The organism is Halomonas cibimaris, assembly GCF_039537045.1.
Lineage (GTDB): Bacteria > Pseudomonadota > Gammaproteobacteria > Pseudomonadales > Halomonadaceae > Vreelandella > Vreelandella cibimaris.
Window position 1 is genome coordinate 50808 of record NZ_BAAAZT010000075.1, and the last position, 17539, is coordinate 68346.

General features: G+C 58.4%; 20 protein-coding genes and 1 tRNA gene. 7 read left to right on the forward strand and 14 right to left on the reverse strand.

Features of this window, described 5'->3' with window-relative positions; genetic code table 11:
- Positions 1–38: 38 nt before the first annotated feature.
- On the reverse strand, positions 39–722 hold the full coding sequence (locus ABD654_RS09935) for a cytochrome b/b6 domain-containing protein (RefSeq protein ID WP_344704728.1): 684 nt from the start codon (positions 720–722) through the stop codon (positions 39–41).
- A gap of 147 nt (positions 723–869) precedes the next feature.
- Between ABD654_RS09935 and ABD654_RS09940 the strand changes: the two genes are divergently transcribed.
- The 3 genes from ABD654_RS09940 to pdxH all read left to right on the forward strand — a co-directional run bounded on the left by ABD654_RS09940 (position 870) and on the right by pdxH (position 2596).
- The gene (locus ABD654_RS09940; RefSeq protein ID WP_344704729.1) at positions 870–1559 is read left to right on the forward strand and encodes an AzlC family ABC transporter permease; all 690 of its coding nucleotides are present in this window, start codon (positions 870–872) and stop codon (positions 1557–1559) included.
- Positions 1549–1890: a branched-chain amino acid transporter permease gene (locus ABD654_RS09945; RefSeq protein WP_344704730.1), complete on the forward strand. Its 342-nt coding sequence runs from the start codon at positions 1549–1551 to the stop codon at positions 1888–1890. The genes ABD654_RS09940 and ABD654_RS09945 overlap by 11 nt, the downstream gene beginning before the upstream one ends.
- A gap of 61 nt (positions 1891–1951) precedes the next feature.
- Entirely contained in the window at positions 1952–2596 is a 645-nt protein-coding gene (gene pdxH, locus ABD654_RS09950; protein WP_344704731.1) for a pyridoxamine 5'-phosphate oxidase, read from the forward strand.
- A gap of 47 nt (positions 2597–2643) precedes the next feature.
- Here the strand turns inward: pdxH and ABD654_RS09955 are convergent, their stop codons facing one another.
- Positions 2644–5388: a bifunctional acetate--CoA ligase family protein/GNAT family N-acetyltransferase gene (locus tag ABD654_RS09955; protein WP_344704732.1), complete on the reverse strand. Its 2745-nt coding sequence runs from the start codon at positions 5386–5388 to the stop codon at positions 2644–2646.
- A gap of 113 nt (positions 5389–5501) precedes the next feature.
- On the opposite strand from ABD654_RS09955, the gene ABD654_RS09960 reads away from it, so the two are divergent.
- Complete coding sequence (locus tag ABD654_RS09960; RefSeq protein WP_344704733.1) at positions 5502–6449, forward strand: histone deacetylase family protein; 948 nt, start codon at positions 5502–5504, stop codon at positions 6447–6449.
- Positions 6450–6458: 9 nt separating this feature from the next.
- On the opposite strand, the gene ABD654_RS09965 is transcribed toward ABD654_RS09960, so the two are convergent.
- The 7 genes from ABD654_RS09965 to ABD654_RS09995 form a co-directional block, all read right to left on the reverse strand.
- Entirely contained in the window at positions 6459–6812 is a 354-nt protein-coding gene (locus ABD654_RS09965) for a TusE/DsrC/DsvC family sulfur relay protein (RefSeq protein WP_344704734.1), read from the reverse strand.
- Positions 6813–6815: 3 nt separating this feature from the next.
- Entirely contained in the window at positions 6816–7109 is a 294-nt protein-coding gene (gene tusB, locus ABD654_RS09970; RefSeq protein WP_344704735.1) for a sulfurtransferase complex subunit TusB, read from the reverse strand.
- A 41-nt stretch (positions 7110–7150) separates the two neighbouring features.
- The gene (locus ABD654_RS09975; protein ID WP_344704736.1) at positions 7151–7510 is read right to left on the reverse strand and encodes a DsrE family protein; all 360 of its coding nucleotides are present in this window, start codon (positions 7508–7510) and stop codon (positions 7151–7153) included.
- Between the two features lie 45 nt (positions 7511–7555).
- On the reverse strand, positions 7556–7948 hold the full coding sequence (gene tusD / locus ABD654_RS09980; protein WP_344704737.1) for a sulfurtransferase complex subunit TusD: 393 nt from the start codon (positions 7946–7948) through the stop codon (positions 7556–7558).
- Positions 7949–8043: 95 nt separating this feature from the next.
- A complete protein-coding gene (locus tag ABD654_RS09985; RefSeq protein WP_344704738.1) occupies positions 8044–8724 on the reverse strand; it encodes a Bax inhibitor-1/YccA family protein in 681 nt (226 codons plus the stop codon).
- Between the two features lie 282 nt (positions 8725–9006).
- Positions 9007–9097, reverse strand: a tRNA-Ser gene (locus ABD654_RS09990).
- Between the two features lie 35 nt (positions 9098–9132).
- Complete coding sequence (locus ABD654_RS09995; protein ID WP_344704739.1) at positions 9133–10848, reverse strand: potassium/proton antiporter; 1716 nt, start codon at positions 10846–10848, stop codon at positions 9133–9135.
- A 136-nt stretch (positions 10849–10984) separates the two neighbouring features.
- On the opposite strand from ABD654_RS09995, the gene ABD654_RS10000 reads away from it, so the two are divergent.
- Positions 10985–12121: an ABC transporter substrate-binding protein gene (locus ABD654_RS10000; RefSeq protein WP_344704740.1), complete on the forward strand. Its 1137-nt coding sequence runs from the start codon at positions 10985–10987 to the stop codon at positions 12119–12121.
- Positions 12122–12146: 25 nt separating this feature from the next.
- Here ABD654_RS10000 and ABD654_RS10005 read toward each other — a convergent pair whose 3' ends face one another.
- Together ABD654_RS10005 and ABD654_RS10010 are read right to left on the reverse strand one after the other, a co-directional pair.
- Positions 12147–12977 (reverse strand): alpha/beta fold hydrolase, encoded by an 831-nt coding sequence (locus ABD654_RS10005; RefSeq protein WP_344704741.1) that lies wholly within the window; start codon positions 12975–12977, stop codon positions 12147–12149.
- A gap of 63 nt (positions 12978–13040) precedes the next feature.
- A complete protein-coding gene (locus ABD654_RS10010) occupies positions 13041–13709 on the reverse strand; it encodes a 7-cyano-7-deazaguanine/7-aminomethyl-7-deazaguanine transporter (RefSeq protein ID WP_344704742.1) in 669 nt (222 codons plus the stop codon).
- Between the two features lie 302 nt (positions 13710–14011).
- On the opposite strand from ABD654_RS10010, the gene ABD654_RS10015 reads away from it, so the two are divergent.
- A complete protein-coding gene (locus ABD654_RS10015) occupies positions 14012–14329 on the forward strand; it encodes an ArsR/SmtB family transcription factor (RefSeq protein ID WP_344704743.1) in 318 nt (105 codons plus the stop codon).
- A 12-nt stretch (positions 14330–14341) separates the two neighbouring features.
- Here ABD654_RS10015 and sohB read toward each other — a convergent pair whose 3' ends face one another.
- Positions 14342–15415 (reverse strand): protease SohB, encoded by a 1074-nt coding sequence (sohB, locus tag ABD654_RS10020; protein ID WP_344704744.1) that lies wholly within the window; start codon positions 15413–15415, stop codon positions 14342–14344.
- A 270-nt stretch (positions 15416–15685) separates the two neighbouring features.
- Here sohB and ABD654_RS10025 point away from each other — a divergent pair, with 270 nt between their 5' ends.
- Positions 15686–16000, forward strand: coding sequence for an SCP2 sterol-binding domain-containing protein (locus tag ABD654_RS10025; RefSeq protein ID WP_344704745.1), 315 nt, complete (start codon positions 15686–15688; stop codon positions 15998–16000).
- Between the two features lie 17 nt (positions 16001–16017).
- Here ABD654_RS10025 and nudC read toward each other — a convergent pair whose 3' ends face one another.
- Entirely contained in the window at positions 16018–16800 is a 783-nt protein-coding gene (gene nudC / locus ABD654_RS10030; protein ID WP_344704746.1) for an NAD(+) diphosphatase, read from the reverse strand.
- Positions 16787–17539 carry a DNA polymerase III subunit epsilon gene (gene dnaQ, locus ABD654_RS10035; RefSeq protein ID WP_344704747.1) on the reverse strand — a complete coding sequence of 251 codons (753 nt, stop codon included), beginning with the start codon at positions 17537–17539 and terminating at the stop codon, positions 16787–16789. Before dnaQ ends, nudC begins: the two co-directional genes overlap by 14 nt.

The following is a 17539-nucleotide window of genomic DNA, read 5'->3' on the forward strand; positions in this document are numbered from 1 at the left end:
CTTTTTTAGCGCGTATGTTTTTCAGGCGTGTGAGCGTTTTACCAGAACCACCACGTCAAGCTGACGCTCGCGGCACCGGCAATAGCCACCAGGCCCAGCCATAGCGGACGCTGCGTCAGCGTAGGCGAATCGGGAGCGGCATCCACGGGCGGGCCGGGCAAGCGCTTGTTGCCGGTGAACATGGCACCCACCAGCTTCTCGCCCAGCAGTCGATGTAACACAATGGCCCCCAGATGCAAGCCGATCAGTACCAGCAGCAGCGTCGCGTTGTAATTGTGTAGCGTCAGCAGCGTTTTGCTAACGTCTTGTCCCAGCGCGGCGTAAAGCGGCGCTTCAAAAAAGATATCATCGCTGAGAAATAAACCGCTCACTCCCTGAAACGTCAGTGACAGCAGCATCACCAATACCATCCAGCCGCCGATGGGATTGTGTCCGGCATAGGGTTGGGGATTTCGCTTGATCAGGCCCCAAGCGTAATCCAGAGACGTTTGCGGAGAGCGCAGAAATGTCGCGAAGCGTGCAAAAAAGCTGCCGACAATGCCCCAGAACCAGCGAAAGGCCAGCAGCCCAAGGACAATATAGCCCGCCTTGGCATGTACCTCTGCCGGGAAGAGAAACGGCTTGGCTTCGGTTTTCATGGTGTAAAACGATACCAGCACGGCAAGGACCAACGCCCAATGAAAAAGCCTTACATAAACATCCCAGACACGAATACGCTGCATAGCCTGCTCCTCAGATTAGCCGATGACATATCGATAGAGCAGTTTCGCATTTATTTTGTCTTTCTCATAGAATATGAGCCGGGTAAACAAGCATGCCGGACGGTATAGTTCCACCAAGGGAAAGTGTGTGATCAAGGAGACAGGCACGTGATCAGTCAAACGTGGCGCGAAGCCGGCAAGCAAACCCTGCCGGTCATGTTTGGATACTTACCGCTGGGGGCCGCCTTTGGCATCGTGGCCATTGAAGTGGGCATTCCCTGGTATGCAGCCGCGGTGATGTCGCTGATCATCTATGCCGGTGCCGGGCAGTTCCTGGCGACGACGCTGCTGGCTGCAGGCGCGGGGCTAACCGAGGTCGCCGTGGCGACGATGATGCTCAATTCGCGCCATGTGTTTTACGGCTTATCCTTGCTAAAGCGCTTTCAAGGCGCGGGCTGGCGCAAGCTCTACATGATCTTTGCCCTGACCGACGAAACCTATTCGCTTTTGACCAGCCAGTCGGCCTATTCTCATGCGCTGGGGTTTCGCATCAGCCTGCTCAATCATCTTTGGTGGTTTACCGGCACTCTAATCGGTATTGCGGTAGGCAGCGCCCAGCTGTTTAATAGCCAGGGAATAGAGTTCGCTCTGACTGCGCTGTTTATTGTCCTTACGCTTGAGCAGGCCAAGCGGCTGAAACAGGCGTTGCCCTTTGGCATCGCCCTGCTGACAGGGCTCGGCGCCGTTTTTTTGCTGCCGGAACGCCATTTGCTGCTGGGCGCTATCAGCAGCGCCAGTTTATTACTGCTGGCGCATTACTCTCATGACCAACGCCGGAAGAATTCTCATGCTGTCTGACCCGGTATGGCAACTGATCGTGGTTTGCGCACTTGCCACCTTCGCGACCCGTATTCTTCCCTTTATTGCCCTGTCACGACAGGCCGATCACCCGCTGGTCTTGCATCTTGGCCGCTATTTACCGCCGGCCGTCATGCTGATTCTGGTAATCTATGCCCTGCGTGACTTTACGCCGCTAACGTCGAGCTGGCAGCTGAACATGGGCGACAGCGGCCTGCCGCTGGTGTTCGCTTCGCTGGTGGTGGCCGGCTTGCACGTATGGCGACGCAACGCCTTGCTTTCCATTGTGCTGGGCACCGTAGCCTACATGCTCATGGTTCAGCTGAGCTGATCGGGTTGAGCTTTGCTATTATAGCAGCCAACATGATGCATACATTCAAGAGAGAAACCCCATGACACGCAACATAGCCGATATCAGGCGTGACTATGAAGGCGGTCGTCTTGACGACTCGCAAACGCCCGCCGATCCGTTCACGTTATTCGATGAATGGATAACGCTGGCGCTGGAAAAGGAAGGCGAAGACGGCAATGCCATGACGCTGGCCACAGCGGATAGCCAGGGGCGCCCGCACGCACGGGTTGTGCTGCTCAAAGGTTTTGATGCAAACGGCATGGTATTTTATACCAACTACCATAGCCACAAGGGCAGCGAGCTGAGCAACGTGCCCTATGCAGCGCTGACGTTCTGGTGGCCGGCGCTGTCTCGCCAGGTGCGCATTGAAGGCAGCGTCGAGCAGGTAGATGCCGATGAATCCGACGCGTATTTCAACAGCCGCCCGCGCAACAGTCAGCTGGGTACATGGATCGCCACTCAAAGCGTCATCATCCCCGATCGCAACTGGATTGAAGAACGCCAGCAGCGCTTTGAACAAGCGTACGACAATCAGGAAGTTCCACGGCCCATTCACTGGGGGGGCTACCGTGTACTGCCGGACATGATCGAATTCTGGCAGGGTCAGCCAAGCCGACTGCATGACCGGATTCGTTACGAGCGCCGCGACAGCGAGAGCTGGCAGCGCTTTCGTCTGGCGCCCTGAGCCGTTGGCAGCGATCCAGGAGGCCGTTTACGGCGTGACGGCGCTCTTTATACGGAGCTTTCCAGCCGGTGGCGCTGCCACTCGTTTTCCGGCTCGTTCAGCCGTAAAACGGCCTCTACTACCTGCTCTTCCATATCAAAACGGCACTTGAATCCCAAGTGTTTCATCAGTGCCCGCATGGGACGATTATCCATCATGATAGTGCCGACCATTTCGATAATGCCGATATGGCGGCAATAGCTGATCATTTTTTGCATTAACAGGCTACCGATCCCCAGCCCCTGCAAATCATCGCGGATAATAATGGAAAATTCCGTGCGTAGATTATCCGGATCATTCCATACGCGCACGACACCGAGCATTTCACGCTCGCCCTCTTCCGGCTGATACTCGGCAATAAAGGCCATCTGGCGGTCATAGTTAATATGCGAAAGGATAGACAGATCCCGCTGGGAAAGATCGGCTTTGTTGTGGAAGTAGCGAAAGCGAATGCTCTGTTCAGAAAGCCGGCGATGAAAAGCACTAATCAGCGGTGCATCTTCGGCACGTACCGGGCGCACTTCAACCGGCCAGCCGTTTTTCAGCGTCGTCCATTCCCTAAGCTCTTCAGGATACGGCATGATCGCAAAGCGTGCCGGCTTGCCCAGGTCCATGGCAAAGTCTACCGCTACCATACCGTCACGGTTGAGCAGCAGCGGATTGAGCTCAAGCCCTTGCAGTTCCAGCAAGTCCGTTGCCATCTGCGAAAGTTTGACCAGCAGCTCGCAAAGCTGCTTAATGTCGTGCTCCGGCTCTGCCGAATGTTCACGTATCAGCGATGCCACGTGCGTACGCCCTACTACGTCGGCGGCCAGGCTCATGTTCAGCGGCGGTAGTGCGACCTGGCGGTCCGCCAGCACGTTGGCTTTATACCCGCCGGTGCCGAAAACAATCAGCGGCCCAAACACCGCATCGCGGGTAATACCGGCACACACCTGCATGGAGTGCTTGCCCCGCTGCATGGGCTGCAGGCAATATTCGCGGATCGTGTAATCGGGAAATTTTTCTCGTACTTTATCGCCCAGGCGCACGATTCCGTCGGCGACCTGCTCGGGCGTTTCCAGATCCTGCAGCAGGCCGGCAGAAATCTTGTGTGGATGCTTGCGATAGCGAAACGGTCGACAGTTGCCTTCATGGACAACCTTCAGCGCCTTGGGGCCTGCAATCTGCGCGGCTTTTTCCCGCGCATCTGCCGGCGTATGCAGATATAGGCTGTGGGCTGTGGGGATGCCGTACGCGCTGAGCACCTGGGCGGTTTCCCCGTGGGTAAGCGTTTGCCGGCCGTCGGCACGGGCTGCTTGAATCAAACCATGACAGTGAGCACGAATAGTGGCGCTGGTTGCAAACGGCAGGCTCGGCGGTGTTTCCTGCAGCAGCGTCTGCACGCGCTGGTAGTTCACCATATGCATAAAAGCCTTGACCGCTTTCTCTGGAGATATATACGTTGGAATGCTCGCTTGGCTACAGGCATGGCGCGCGGCCTGCGCTTCTTTAAGCCCCATCCAGCTGGTGAGCAGGTTTCGCCGCACTTTGGGCCGCTGCTCAATCAGCGCCTGCGCCGTTTCTTGAGACGGCGCAAGACGGGTAGCGGCATGCACCAGCAATACAGCATCGACACCCGGGTCGGCGCTGACGATAGCCAGCGCCTTGACCAGGCGGGACGGCGTCGCGTTGCCGCTGAGATCCACCGGGTTTTCTCCCGGCTTGCTGATGTCCAGCCCCTGCTGCTCAAGAATTTCACGGGTTTCATTGCTAAAGCGGGCCAGCCTGCCACCGGCGCTGATGAGCTTATCAATCGCCAGCATGGCCGGGCCCAGGCCATTTGACACAATGGCCAGCCGGTCGCCTTTAAGCGGGCGCATGTGCGATAGCGTTTCCAGCGCATCCAAGAGATCGTCAGAGTCGTCGACGCGTACAACGCCGGCCCGGGAAAACGCCGCGTCGAAAACAGCATCGCGATGGGCAATGCCCGGTGTGACCAAAGGCTCGGTCAGTGCCGCAGCGGATGTGCGCCCGCTTTTGATCGCAACCACCAAGTGGTTACGTGAGGCATCGCGCAGTGCCGTCATAAAATGCTGGGCATCACGAATGTGCTCAAGGTGCAGCAAAATGGCCTGAGCGGGGGAATACTGGTTGATGTAGTCCAGCACATCGGGAAGCAACACATCAACGCTGTTTCCCACCGTAACCACATGAGAAAAGCCGATATCGCGTCCGGCGGCCCAGTCGATCATGGCGTTGGCCAGCATGCCTGACTGCCCAAGGTAGGCCACTCGTCCGGCCTTGACCGGTTGACTGGCGTAAGACGCGTTGAGCTTTCTGCCGGGCACGATAATGCCCATGCACTCTGGCCCCAAAAGGCGTATGCCTGATGTTCGGGCAGCGCTCAGCATGCGCTTTTTCACCGACTCCTGATCGTGACGGTCACGATCCAGATGGGCGCCACCGGAAAGAACCAGTGCCGCCTTGGCGCCCAACGTCCCCAGCTCATCAATGAGCCCCGGCACGCTTTCAATATCGGTACAGATAACCGCCAGGTCCGGGATAACCGGCAATTCACTAATCTGCGCTACACGGGAGACGCCAAAAACTTCCGCTTCGCCGCGTTGATCGACCGCCCACAGTTTGCCGCGAAAGCCGCCTTCCTGAACGTTGCGCAGCACCAGCCCGCCTAGAGACTCAGAATCTTCCGAAGCGCCAATAACGGCCAGCGATGCCGGCTGCAGAAAGTGGTGCAAGAATTTTGTACTCACCTTGCCTCTCCCATAATAAAGTAAGCCTTACCCGTAACATTACGACCTATGGGCAGTGTGAAACACCCCTGCTTTTTGCTTAAGCTACGCACTAACCTCAACGGAGCGCCCCGATGATCACCGCCTATATCACACATCCCCACTGTGCCCTGCATCATATGGGCCCGGAACATCCCGAATCTCCCAAGCGGCTGGAAGCCATCAATGCGGGGCTTGCGCTTGCCGGCCTGCTGCAGCAGACCATGCAGTCCGACGCCAAAGAAGCCAGCCGCGAAGACCTGGCGCGGGTACATCCCCACGGCCATTTGCAGGCGCTCAAGGATGTGGTTCCCCATCAAGACATCGTGATGCTAAACGACGATACGCTGATGAACCCCGATAGCCTGAAAGCCGCCGCAGTCGCTGCCGGCGCTGCTTTGCGGGGGGTCGACCAGGTTTTTCGCCACCAGGCGGATAATGTCTTCTGTGCCGTTCGCCCGCCGGGACATCACGCAGAGGCCGCGGGGACCATGGGGTTTTGCTTCTATAACAACATCGCCGTTGCCGCCGCCTATGCGCGCGATCGATACGCGGCTCAGCGCATTGCCATACTCGACTTCGATGTGCACCAGTGCAACGGTACCATTGATATCTTTCAACATGACCCGAATATATTGATCTGTTCCAGTTTCCAAACCCCCTTCTATCCTTGGCGTTACATGGAAAACGAATGCCATAACGTAGTGAATACGCCGCTGAAAGCGGGTACAACCGGAGAAGACTTCCGCCAATTGATAGAAGATCAGTGGTTACCGGCATTGCATGCCTTCAAGCCTGATTTGGTATTACTATCAGCCGGCTTTGACGCTCATCGAGATGATCCGATGTCGGATATCAATCTGGAAGATGGAGATTTTTATTGGATTACCCGGGTCGCGATGGAGATTGCCGCACTGTACGCGGATGGCCGTTTGGTATCAGTGCTTGAAGGCGGCTATCATCTTGAGTCGTTGGCAAGTGCATCACAGGCGCATCTTAAGGCGCTTTTGGGTCTGCCATTTGCAGCGGCAACCGCGTATTAGAAGGATGCTTTAAAGACAGTTGGTAGGTTTGGGCAGACCCGCGATACGGGCGGCACGTTTTGCCGGACTTTCAGGAAAAAGCGACAATAAATAAATTGAACGGCCCTTTTCTTCGCCCAGCTCTTGTTTTATAGCTTTAATCCAGGCACGCATGGCCGGCGCCATTTCAAAACGTGCATAGAAGCGCCGCAAGACCCAAATAAGTTCCCAGTGCGCATCCGTTAGTGTGATGCCGTCTTCTTCTGCCAGCGCATTTGCTACAGTTTCTGACCAGTCTTCCATATTGACGAGGTATTCTTCACTATCTAGAGGTATTTTTTTTTCATTTATTGAAAGATAACGGTATATTTTTTCGTTACACATACGTTAATACCAGCTGATGGTTTGCCGGGTCTGCGCGGTCAACGCTACGAAGGTCTCCATGCCAACCAGCGCAACCTTCTGAGCGTTGGCGATACTCATCAACCCTCGGGCATGTACATCATCTTCCAACGCATAGAGTTTTTCTGGACCAAGCCGGTGACCTTCCCACTCGGCGTCAAGCACAGCGTACACGCCATCTTCGATCAGCAGCAGCACGTCTCCCGGCGCCATGGCAGAAAGTGCCTGAGCCGCGGCTTGTCCACTACTCGGCGGGCAGTTCAGCACGTGCAGAATCATTGTTACCTCCTGCCACACCAGCATCTCTTGCATGGCATCAATTAAAAAACAAGGATGTGTTCCGCACCCTGGAACAGGGCCTGAACTTCGTTCGGATCGAGCTGTTTCGTGTTGCCAGTTAGCTGACTATCGTCAAGCCCTCGCACTGCCGCATCGTCTATGGGCAAGTACAGCGTTTCGACATCGTACATTTCCAGCATATGGATGATCGGTAGCGTAGCCTTCTGCCCGGGAGCACCCTGCGATTGTTCCGGCAGCAGCGCCAATATGCCCTGCCCCATGAACAGCGGTACTACCGGCTTACCAAACGCGGCGGCTACCAGCAGTGCATCCAAGCTTTCACGCAGCCTGACGCCCTGATGTGGCGCGCTGCGTATCACGACAAGTAGCGTATTATTCATGGCGTATCACCCTTTTACAGAAAAGCCCAACCTTGGCAGGTGCGGCTACGCGGCAAAAGTAATGACGCGATCACAGCGCTGCTGCAATTCAAGCAGCTGGCCCAGCCCGGTTAGCTCAAAGGGGGGCGACACGTTATGGTGACTCTGGCCGTGGCGGGCCGCCTCAGCTTTATCAAGCAACCCGCGCCGCAGGGCAGCTGCAATGCAAACATCAAGCTTTACCCCGCACGCTTGATGCAGTGAACGCCACAGCTCCAGAAGGTTCGCCTCGTCTTGCGGAGGCGTCATCAGTGAAGACGCATTATGCACGCCGTCACGATAAAAAAACACGCTTTCCAGCGTGTGGCCCTGCGCCAGAAGGGTCCGGGCAAAACGTAATGCCGAATGCGGCGCCTGGCTACTATACGGCGCGCCCATTACCAGCAGTGCGTAGTTCATGTAACGCCCTCAGAGTTAACCCGATCAGGGAAAACAAAGGCCTCGGCATCGGTGTAGCGGACGCACAAGGCCTGGTTCATCGGCTATCAATTCTCTTAGTCGCTGTTCATTACGCCCAACAGAGAAAGCAGGCTGACAAAAAGGTTGTAGATGGATACGTACAGCGTGATGGTCGCCAGAATGTAGTTGGTTTCGCCTGCACGATGCACCATTTCGCTGGTTTGATAGAGTATGGCGGCTGAAGAAAACAGCACAAAGCCAGCAGATACCATCAATGACAGCGCTTCAATCTGAAAGAGCAGTGCCGCTGCCATCGCCAGTATCAGTACGATACCGCCGGCCATCAAGAAATTGCTTAAAAAACTGAAGTCCTTTTTGGTTACCAGCGCCACTGCAGAAAGGCCAAAAAATGTTAAACCGGTCATGGCCAGCGCCGTCATGATCAATTCAGCGCCGTTGGGCAGGGTCAGATAGGCAGACAGAATCGGCCCCAGAGTGAAGCCCATAAAACCGGTAAAGGCAAAGGTCGCCAACAGCCCCATTGCCGAGTCTGCCGTCTTGTGAACGAGAAACATCAGCCCATAGGCACCGATAAAAAACACGAAAATATTGATTCGCTCGATGCCCATGGCCATAGCGGCACCCGCGGTGGCCGCAGAAAACAGCAGCGTCATGGCCAGAAGCGCATAGGTGTTGCGCAGCACCTTACTGGCAGCCAGATCGCTTACCCCCTGGGCTGTTTGCGTTCTGGAAAGGCGTGATTCGTTATAAGCCATGTGAACATGCTCCGTTAGTCGTGTTCGCAACAGTCGACAAGCATGCCGCTCAAAGGTTCCGTACGCAAGTACCGGAGCGCACGGCCGCAAGAGCTTTTCAACGTCAGCAGCCCCTTTCCGTACTGTCTACCCATCAGCCTACCCATCAGCGCGAAATCCGGCGCTCCACGGGTGCATATCTCATACCGGGTTAGGTCACATGTTGACGCGGCAAATCGGCCGCTACATACGGCAGGCGACAAACGAAAAAAGCGCCCGTAGGCGCTTGATTCGTAAGCATTCTGGCGGAGGGACAGGGATTCGAACCCTGGAAGGGCTATTAACCCTTGCCGGTTTTCAAGACCGGTGCATTCAACCGCTCTGCCATCCCTCCGACGGGTGCGTACTCTACCAGCCTTGCTTTGAAAGTCAACGCCTTTCGTAAAGCCGGATGCCTACTCGGGTAACGGTGTTGCCATCCATTTCGCTGACAACCCACTGGATACCGTGCCAATCCACGTCGTCGCCCACCACCGGATGGCCGCCTACCCGCAACGCCATGAAATCAGCCAGGGTCATCTCCGGGGTACCTGAGCCCAGCGTAAGGCCGTAAGCCTGGGCAATATCTTTCATCTTTGCGCTGGCATCCAGCGTAAAAGCGCCAAAGAAAGCACGTTCCTGCTTGAATCGTGCATCGCCGTTGAACAGCCGATTGAGGGCTGCAATATCGGCTTCACGACCGATAACACAAAGGATATCGCCCATTTTCAGCCGCGTATTGCCCTTCGGGTGCAGCATGGCGTGGCGGCGAAAAAGCGCTGAAATCAGCGCACCGGAAGGAAACCGCAGCAGTCGAATAGGCACATCGTCAAGATCAAGGTTTTCCACCTCGTAGACAAACATCTCGAAATCATTTTCCGGCAAAATGCCAAGCGACCCTCGGCGGTTGGGCGCAGCGCCGTCAGGTATTTCGACTTTCATCCAGCGTGCCACCCAGGCCAGTGACCCCCCCTGTATCAACAGCGACATCAGCACCACAACAAACGCCACGTTGAAGTACAGCGCTGCGTTGGCCACCCCCGCCATCAGCGGAAAAATCGCCAGCACAATGGGAACGGCCCCGCGCAGCCCGACCCAGGCAATAAACGCAACCTCCCGAGCGCGAAAATGGAAAAACGGCCTGATTGCCAAAAAAACCGCCAGCGGCCGGGCAATAAAAATCAGCGAAAGCGCGACCAGAAAAGCGGGCAGTGCTACATCCCATAGCTGACTGGGCGTCACCAGCAGTCCCAGCACCAGAAACAACCCGATCTGGCTGAGCCAGGCAAGGCCGTCGTGGACGGGCAGAATGCAGCTGATATGACGTCCGGGCTGGTTACCGATCATCAGCCCGGCCAGATAGATCGCAAGAAAACCGCTGCCGCCCAGCACGCTGGTCAGCCCGAAAACGCTGAACCCCAGCCCCAGCGCCAGCATGGAATAAAGCCCGGGCGCCAGATCCAGCCAGCGCAGCAGCCGAGCGCTGATCCAGCCGCCGCCCACGCCTACCGCCAGGCCGATGCCAAACTGCGCTGCAAAAAACACCACCGTTTCTGTGACGCCGCCGATATCTCCGATCAGCACCTCGATCAGCATCAGCGTCAGAAAAATCGCCATGGGATCGTTGGTGCCCGATTCAATCTCCAGGGTGGCGCCCACCCGCTCATTAAGGTTGACGCCCTGCCCTTTGAGCATGGAAAACACCGCAGCGGCATCGGTAGAGCCGACAATAGCACCCACCAAGAGCCCCTGAACCAGGGACAGATCAAAAACCAGCATGGCGATGGCGCCAACCAGTGCACTGGTCAGGAGCACGCCAAAAGTCGCCAGCAGCAGCGCCGGCTTGAATCCGACGCGAAACGTCTTCAGCCGCGTACGCAGCCCACCGTCAAGCAAGATCATGGCCAGTGCCAGATGGCCAATGATGAAGGCCAGTGAGTAGTCGTCAAACTCAATGCCGAGGATGCCCTCCTCGCCGGCCAACATGCCAAGGCCAAGAAAAATCAGCAAAAGCGGTAGACCAAAAAGCGACGACAAACGACTGGCCAGGATGCTCAGCGTCATCAAGCCACCGCCCAGTAAAAAAAACGTATATATAGTGTCCATCTCTCCCCGTCTCGAACTCGCCAGCTCTGCATTATGCCATGCCGGCCAATGCTTTACCGCGGCGTGTCACAGCTCAAGCGGCGCCAGGAAAGGTAAAGCTAGCCAAGCCGTTTATCATGCGGCTACACTTCCCGGCATGATATCGATAACCGCCCCTCAGCTACGCGGCCGTCCCGTCGCAGCGCTATGCCTGCTGGCGATGCTCTGGCTTGCCAGCGCCGCCGTCAGCGCCCAGCCCAGCGGCGCAGAGGCGCCTGCCGATACGCCGCTGACACTCGATAGCGACGTTGCACTACCCGAGGGGCTGTGGCCACCGGCCAAGATCGTCATGCCCGCGCCCAGCGTTGCCGTCGCGCCCCCGGAGCCGTTGACACCGCCGCCGGTAAAAACGCTGACGATCATGCTCGACTGGTTTTTAAGCCCGCAGCACGCACCGCTGCTGCTCGCCAAGGTGCAAGGGTTTTATCAGAAAGAAGGACTTGACGTTACGCTAAGACCACCGGCCGATCCGTCCCTGCCCGCCAAGCTGCTGGCCGCCGGTGAAGTCGACGCTGCGCTGGCGCGTCAGCCTCTGCTGCATTTGCGTAACCACGACGGCAGCCGCCTGGTGCGCATCGCGACGCTGATGGAAACGCCGCTTAACGCGGTGATCGTGGCCGGTGACGCCGCTTCCAAGGAGCTCGACGCGCTGGCCACGCGCACCTACGGCTACGCCACGCAAGAAGGGGCTGAACTCATCGTACCGCTGCTGGTGCCGGATAGCGTGCGCCAGACGGACGGCTATACCGCTCCGCGCAACGTGCACTACAGCGGCGAACGCGAACTGCGCCAGGGCAATATCGACATCATGGTGGACGGCTTTGACCACGCGCTGCCCACTCGGCTGGCAACCGACGGCATCGCGACTCGCGTGATTCCCTACACCGAGCTGGGGCTGCCGGTGCACGACGGCCTGATTCTGATGATCAACGGCGATACGCTCAACGAGCGCAAGCTCACCTGGCAACATCTGACCGCGGCGCTGGGCCGCGCTACCCGCTGGATTGCGCAAAACCCCAAGCGCGCCTGGCAGACCCTGATTGAGGCCTATCCGGTATTGGACAACAGCGCCAACGAAGCCGCTTGGCCGGCGCTGGTACGCCGCATGGCGCTGCGTCCGGCCGCGGTGGACAGCCGGCGCTATCGGCGCCTGGAAGCGTTTTTACAGGATCGCGGTATCACCGACGCTCGCCTGCCCACGTCAACGCTGGCAGCCGATCCCCATGCGCTATAGATTGATGCGCTGTAGATGATAGCCATCAGGCGCCATGCGGATGTGCGCCCAGAAACCTTTCTACCGCCTGGCGAAAGGCATCCGGCTGGTCGGCGTGCAGCCAGTGGCCGGCCTCTTTAAGCGTAATGAGCCGCGCTCCGGGCAGCACGCCGCGCAGCGTTGGCAGCATGGCGTCTTCCACGTAGTCGGACTGCTCCCCGCGCAGCACCATGGACGGGCCATCAAAGGGCGCCTGGCCTGCCGGCGGGGCGATAATATCGGCATAGCCGTCCATGATGCGGTCAAGGTCCACGCGCAGCGCCAGCTCATCGCCGTCACGCTGAAGGTTGGTCGCCAAAAAAAGGCGCACAGGGCGCGATTCGATGTGGCGTGCCAGCAGCGCATCGGCTTCGCGGCGGTCTTTGGGGTGGCCCTGCTGAAGCTCGCGCATGGCGGCAAAAATGCGGTCGTGGCCGTGCTGATAGGCCACCGGGGCAATATCGGCAACGGTCAGCGTCGCGACCCGGCCGGGGTTTCTGCGCGCCAGGCTCATGGCCACTTTGCCGCCCATGGAGTGGCCCAGCACGTGGGCCCGCTCGATACTGAGCCGGTCCATCAGCGCGACCACGTCGTCGCTCATGGAAAGATAGCTCATGCCGTCGGCGTGGGGCGAGCGCCCGTGATTGCGCAGATCCACCGCCACCACTCGGCGCTGATCCTGCCAGGCGCGCATGTGCGAGCGCCAGTTATCCGCGCTGCCCAGCAGGCCATGCAAAATGATCAGCGGCAGCTCACCGCTGCCCGGCTCCCCGCTGTCAAGGCAGTACAGCTGCACCGCAGAAGACTCAGGCACGGAAGGCTCGGATACAGGCGGCATAGAAGCTCCTTATCATCATGAAATTCAAGCGCGGCGGCTTTGCCGGCGTGCGGCCCGGCATCCCTAGGCCACGCTGGGGATAGCGTCGGCCGTCCCCGTCCAGGTTCTCATCTTGCGCGTCAGCCAGGCCAGCAAAACGCCGTAGAGCGGCAGAAACAGCACCATGCTGATCCCCAGCTTGATGGCATAGTCCACCAGCGCAATTTCCAGCCAGTTGGCCGCCATGAAAGCGTCCGGGCTTTGATAAAACGCGGTAAAGAAAAACGCCAGGGTATCGGCAAAGTTGCCGACCACCGTGGAACATACCGGCGCGACCCACCACGCCATTCGACGCAGGCGGTTGAAGACGTGAACGTCAAGGGTTTGGCCCACTACATAGGCCATAAAGCTGGCAAGGGCAATGCGGGCCACGAAGATGTTCCATTCTCCCAGCGCAGCAAGGCCGGCATATTCCCCCTGGGGAAACACCACCGATACCACATAGGAGACCGCCAGCGCCGGCAGCATGACGCGCTGCACAATGGTTTTGGCCGGCTGCTTGCCGAACAGCCGCACCGTTAAATCCGTTGCCAGAAAAATAAACGGGAAGCTGAACGCCCCCCAGGTCGTATGCAGGCCAAACAGCATAAACGGCAGCTGCACCAGATAGTTACTGGCGGCGATGATGGCAATATGAAACGTCACCATCACCAGCAGGCAGCGACGATACTGCAGGTCAGTCAGGACAAACATCGACAGATTTCCTTTTTATGACATGAAAAACGAAGGGGTGAGGGAACCCTTCTGCACACGGCGGCCGTATTATACGCCACGCCCGGCGGAAAAACAGCGCCGGGCCGAATAGCATATCCAGCACAGCGCAACTGCTGTCGGCGACAGTCGTTGAACTACCATTGATACAGCGTTGAATGACGAACGAATCAACTGCGCTAATGTACGAACTACGCTAATGTACAAAAACGTAAATAATCGACAACAACGTAACGCACGCCGCGTCTTCATGAATGTCAGGAGCTATATGCCAGGAGTCTCCCATGCCTAGCTTTTCTCACGCCGCCATGCATCTGCTCAACAATAACAGCGACGCGATTGATACCGGCGCCAGCCTTCTCAAGGCCATGGCCAATGCCAAACGGCTGCGCATTCTGTGCCTGCTGGCCGAAGGCGAGATGTCGGTCACCCAGCTGAACCGGCGGCTGGTACTGAGCCAGTCGGCGCTGTCTCAGCATCTGGCCATTCTGCGCCAGCAAGCGCTGGTGACAACGCGACGAGATTCGCAGACGATCTACTATTCCCTGGCAAGCGATACCGTCAAAGCCGTCATACAGGCGCTGGCCCATAGCAGCGGCTAGCACAGGCCGGCTTTAGTGCTTGTGCCAGCGCGTAGCGCCGAGTGCGCTCACGGCCCTGACAACGGCGCCTTCTGCACCCCGGGCCAACGCAATGCCCAGCCGATCGCTCAGGCGCCGCGGCGCTTCAAGCCAGACGCACACCACACGGGCATGCGCCATACGCTCGACCAGATAGGCCTCGCTGGTTTGCACGCTGTCCACCAGGCCGCGCTGCTGCGCTTCGCTGCCGTACCAGATTTCTCCGGTAGCAAGCGCTTCGATGTCGATCCCGGCACGGCGCTTTGCCACGTAGTCCTTGAAAAGACGGTGGGTATTTTCCAAGTCCTCGACAAACTTCGCGCGCCCTTCTTCGGTATTTTCACCCAGTACCGTCAAGGTGCGCTTGTGCTTGCCGGCGGTGAGCAGTTCAATATCAACGTCGTAACGCTTGAGCAGGCGATGCACGTTGGGAATCTGGGCCATTACGCCGATAGAGCCGATCACGGCAAAAGGGGCTGCCTTGACATGGCCGGCGCTGCAGGCCATCAGATAGCCGCCGCTGGCGGCTACCTTGTCGATACACACCGTAGTGGCAAGCCCGGCTGCCGCCAGCCGTTCCATCTGCGCTGCGGCCAGGCCGTGGGCGTGCACCAGCCCGCCACCGGACTCCAGGCGCACCACGACCTCGTCGTCGCTTTTCGCCACGCGGATAACCGCGGAGACTTCCTCGGCAAAATGCTCGGTTGCAGACGCCTGGATATCACCGTGAAAATCCAGCACCCATACTCGCGGGCCCGCCCCCTGTTCGCTGTCATCGCCTTCTACCGGCGGCCGCGCCTTTTCCTGCTGACCGGCCTGGGCTTTTTTGCCCCGCAGAGAAAACCGCGCCCGCCACCGGCCGCGGCGTTTTTTATCCCCACGGCCGGCCTGGTCCAAAAAGCGATGGCGTTTATCACGCTGGTCATTAAGCACCTCGGTATGCAGCGTCAGCGCGTCGTCGGTGTGGTTTTTGCCTCGCCTGATTACCAGCAAGGCAAGCGTGGCAAAGCCGATAACGATGGCGGCCTGGATAAGAAACGTAACGATATTGAGGATCCACTCGTTCACTGGCGATCTCCTTGTTATGGCGGCGCATGGCACGGGTAATAAATAGTGGGGATGGGCAAAAGGGCAAAAGAGCAAAAGGGCAAAAGGGCAAAAGGGCAAAAGGGCAAAAGGGCAAAAGGGCAAAAAATGAAACAGACACAAAACCCGACTAGCACGCCTTTTTCGCGCGCCTGCGGCGACGTGTTAGGCTTCGGCATCAGCCCCAAGCCGACGGCAATGCCCCGTCGGTGAACGGCTTACGTTAAACGCCGGCCAAAAGAGATCCGATTCATGCCCTCCCCCACACCGCTTGAAAAAATGCACGCCCGCTTTGACCCCGAAGCCGCCCGGGCCATGCACGAAGTCTTCCAGTTTCACTTCACCGACCTGGGGGATTACTACCTGCGCATAGACGACGGTACACTCGCCGTTGAAGCCGGCGAGCACGATGATCCTTCGGTCAGCCTGAGCCTGTCGAGTGACACCCTCAAACGGCTGATGCGCGGCGAAATCAGCGGCATGAGCGCATTCATGAGCGGCCAGCTTAAAGCCACCGGCAACGTGATGCTGGCAACCAGACTAAGCCGGCTGTTTCCCGGCAAGTAGCCCCAAAAGCCCCGCCGCTACTGCCGGCACTGAGCAAGATGCGCCTCGATCAGCTCACGCGCAATGGAATAAGGCGCCGGCAGGCCGGGCAGCCGGCGCGGACTGAACCAGGCCGCATCGCTGATTTCATCTTCATCAATGCGAATGCGCCGCGTTGTGGCTTCAGCGAAAAACCCCATCATCAGCGAATGCGGAAACGGCCATGCCTGGCTGCGGTAGTAGCGAAGGCGGTGAATATGCACGCCGACTTCTTCGTACACTTCACGGTATACGGCTTCTTCGGCCGACTCGCCGGGCTCGATAAACCCGGCAAGCGTGGAATACTGCCCCGGGCGAAAGCGCGGGCTGCGCCCCAGCAGCATGTTTTCCCCGGAAGTCACCAGGGTGATGATACACGGTGAAATGCGCGGATAGTTGCGATGGCCGCAGGCATCACAGTGCATGGCAAACTCCGCAGAAAGCCTTGAAGTCTGAGCCCCGCAGCGCCCGCAAAAGCGATGATTCTGCAGCCAGGCGCCCACCTGCAGCGCCGTGGAGAGAAGGCTGAACCACCGGCTGGAAAGCACCGCCAGCCATTCCCGCCCGTTGAGCCAGCCATCCTTGGGCTCGGAAGCAAAGGCCAGCGCTACCGGCTCGTCGTCCCAGTAGCAAAGCGGCTGCATGGTCTCATCCCAGCGCTGCCAGGGCTGCAAAGGCACTTCGCCGTGATGGCCGCTCCCCGGCGCCGGCGCCACCCGATTGCCGGCGATCACCACCACACGGCCCGCCCCGGCATCGGCAGGAATTTCACGCCTGAGCATCGTCACCCCCGCCGTTTGCCCAGCGAAGGCCGTGAGCCTCGCACTTGGCCCGGTGCGCGTTTTCCTCTTCCGCCGTCGGGGGGGTAACGCGCAGCGCATTCGGCGCCAGAGAAAGACGCCTTATCGCCAGGCCGCTTTGCTGCGCACTGGCTGGCCGGTCGCGCTCGCTCTGGTCTTGCCCGGCCTCGGCATCCAGCACCAGTGCGGTCTGGCCGCCGGTCATCGCCAGATACACATCGGCTAGAATTTCCGAGTCCAGCAGCGCTCCGTGCAAAACGCGGTGGGCGTTGACGATATCGTAGCGCTTGCACAGCGCGTCCAGCGTGTTGCGCTGGCCCGGGTGCATCTTCCGCGCCATGGTCAGGGTGTCGAGAATCGCACAGTGATCGGCAACCGGCCCCAGCGGCGTTTGCCGGTGCGGATTGATCTGTGCAAGCTCGTGGTCGATAAAGCCCACGTCAAAGGGCGCGTTGTGAATCACCAGCTCGGCGCCTTCGATAAACGCCCAGAACGCATCGGCTATCTGGGCAAAAGTCGGCTCGTTGGCCACTTTTTCGTTATCAATACCGTGTACCGCTACCACTTCGGCATCAATATGACGCTCGGGATTAATATACTGATGGTAGGTGCGTCCGGTTAGTCGCCGATTGACCATTTCCACCGCGCCGATTTCCACCAGCTTGTGCCCCTGTTTGGGGTCGATGCCGGTGGTTTCGGTATCCAGTATGATCTGGCGCAT

Excerpts from the sequence above, each read along its gene's own strand:
- ABD654_RS10015 (WP_344704743.1), top strand. The coding sequence starts at position 14,012 with ATGCCTAGCTTTTCTCACGCCGCCATGCATCTGCTCAACAATAACAGC.
- ABD654_RS09985 (WP_344704738.1), bottom strand. The coding sequence starts at position 8,724 with ATGGCTTATAACGAATCACGCCTTTCCAGAACGCAAACAGCCCAGGGG.
- ABD654_RS10005 (WP_344704741.1), bottom strand. The coding sequence starts at position 12,977 with ATGCCGCCTGTATCCGAGCCTTCCGTGCCTGAGTCTTCTGCGGTGCAG.
- ABD654_RS09975 (WP_344704736.1), bottom strand. The coding sequence starts at position 7,510 with ATGAATAATACGCTACTTGTCGTGATACGCAGCGCGCCACATCAGGGC.
- tusD (WP_344704737.1), bottom strand. The coding sequence starts at position 7,948 with ATGAACTACGCACTGCTGGTAATGGGCGCGCCGTATAGTAGCCAGGCG.
- ABD654_RS09945 (WP_344704730.1), top strand. The coding sequence starts at position 1,549 with ATGCTGTCTGACCCGGTATGGCAACTGATCGTGGTTTGCGCACTTGCC.
- ABD654_RS10010 (WP_344704742.1), bottom strand. The coding sequence starts at position 13,709 with ATGTTTGTCCTGACTGACCTGCAGTATCGTCGCTGCCTGCTGGTGATG.
- tusB (WP_344704735.1), bottom strand. The coding sequence starts at position 7,109 with ATGATTCTGCACGTGCTGAACTGCCCGCCGAGTAGTGGACAAGCCGCG.
- pdxH (WP_344704731.1), top strand. The coding sequence starts at position 1,952 with ATGACACGCAACATAGCCGATATCAGGCGTGACTATGAAGGCGGTCGT.
- ABD654_RS10025 (WP_344704745.1), top strand. The coding sequence starts at position 15,686 with ATGCCCTCCCCCACACCGCTTGAAAAAATGCACGCCCGCTTTGACCCC.
- dnaQ (WP_344704747.1), bottom strand. The coding sequence starts at position 17,539 with ATGCGCCAGATCATACTGGATACCGAAACCACCGGCATCGACCCCAAA.
- ABD654_RS10000 (WP_344704740.1), top strand. The coding sequence starts at position 10,985 with ATGATATCGATAACCGCCCCTCAGCTACGCGGCCGTCCCGTCGCAGCG.
- ABD654_RS09995 (WP_344704739.1), bottom strand. The coding sequence starts at position 10,848 with ATGGACACTATATATACGTTTTTTTTACTGGGCGGTGGCTTGATGACG.
- ABD654_RS09935 (WP_344704728.1), bottom strand. The coding sequence starts at position 722 with ATGCAGCGTATTCGTGTCTGGGATGTTTATGTAAGGCTTTTTCATTGG.
- ABD654_RS09960 (WP_344704733.1), top strand. The coding sequence starts at position 5,502 with ATGATCACCGCCTATATCACACATCCCCACTGTGCCCTGCATCATATG.
- ABD654_RS09965 (WP_344704734.1), bottom strand. The coding sequence starts at position 6,812 with ATGTGTAACGAAAAAATATACCGTTATCTTTCAATAAATGAAAAAAAA.
- nudC (WP_344704746.1), bottom strand. The coding sequence starts at position 16,800 with ATGCTCAGGCGTGAAATTCCTGCCGATGCCGGGGCGGGCCGTGTGGTG.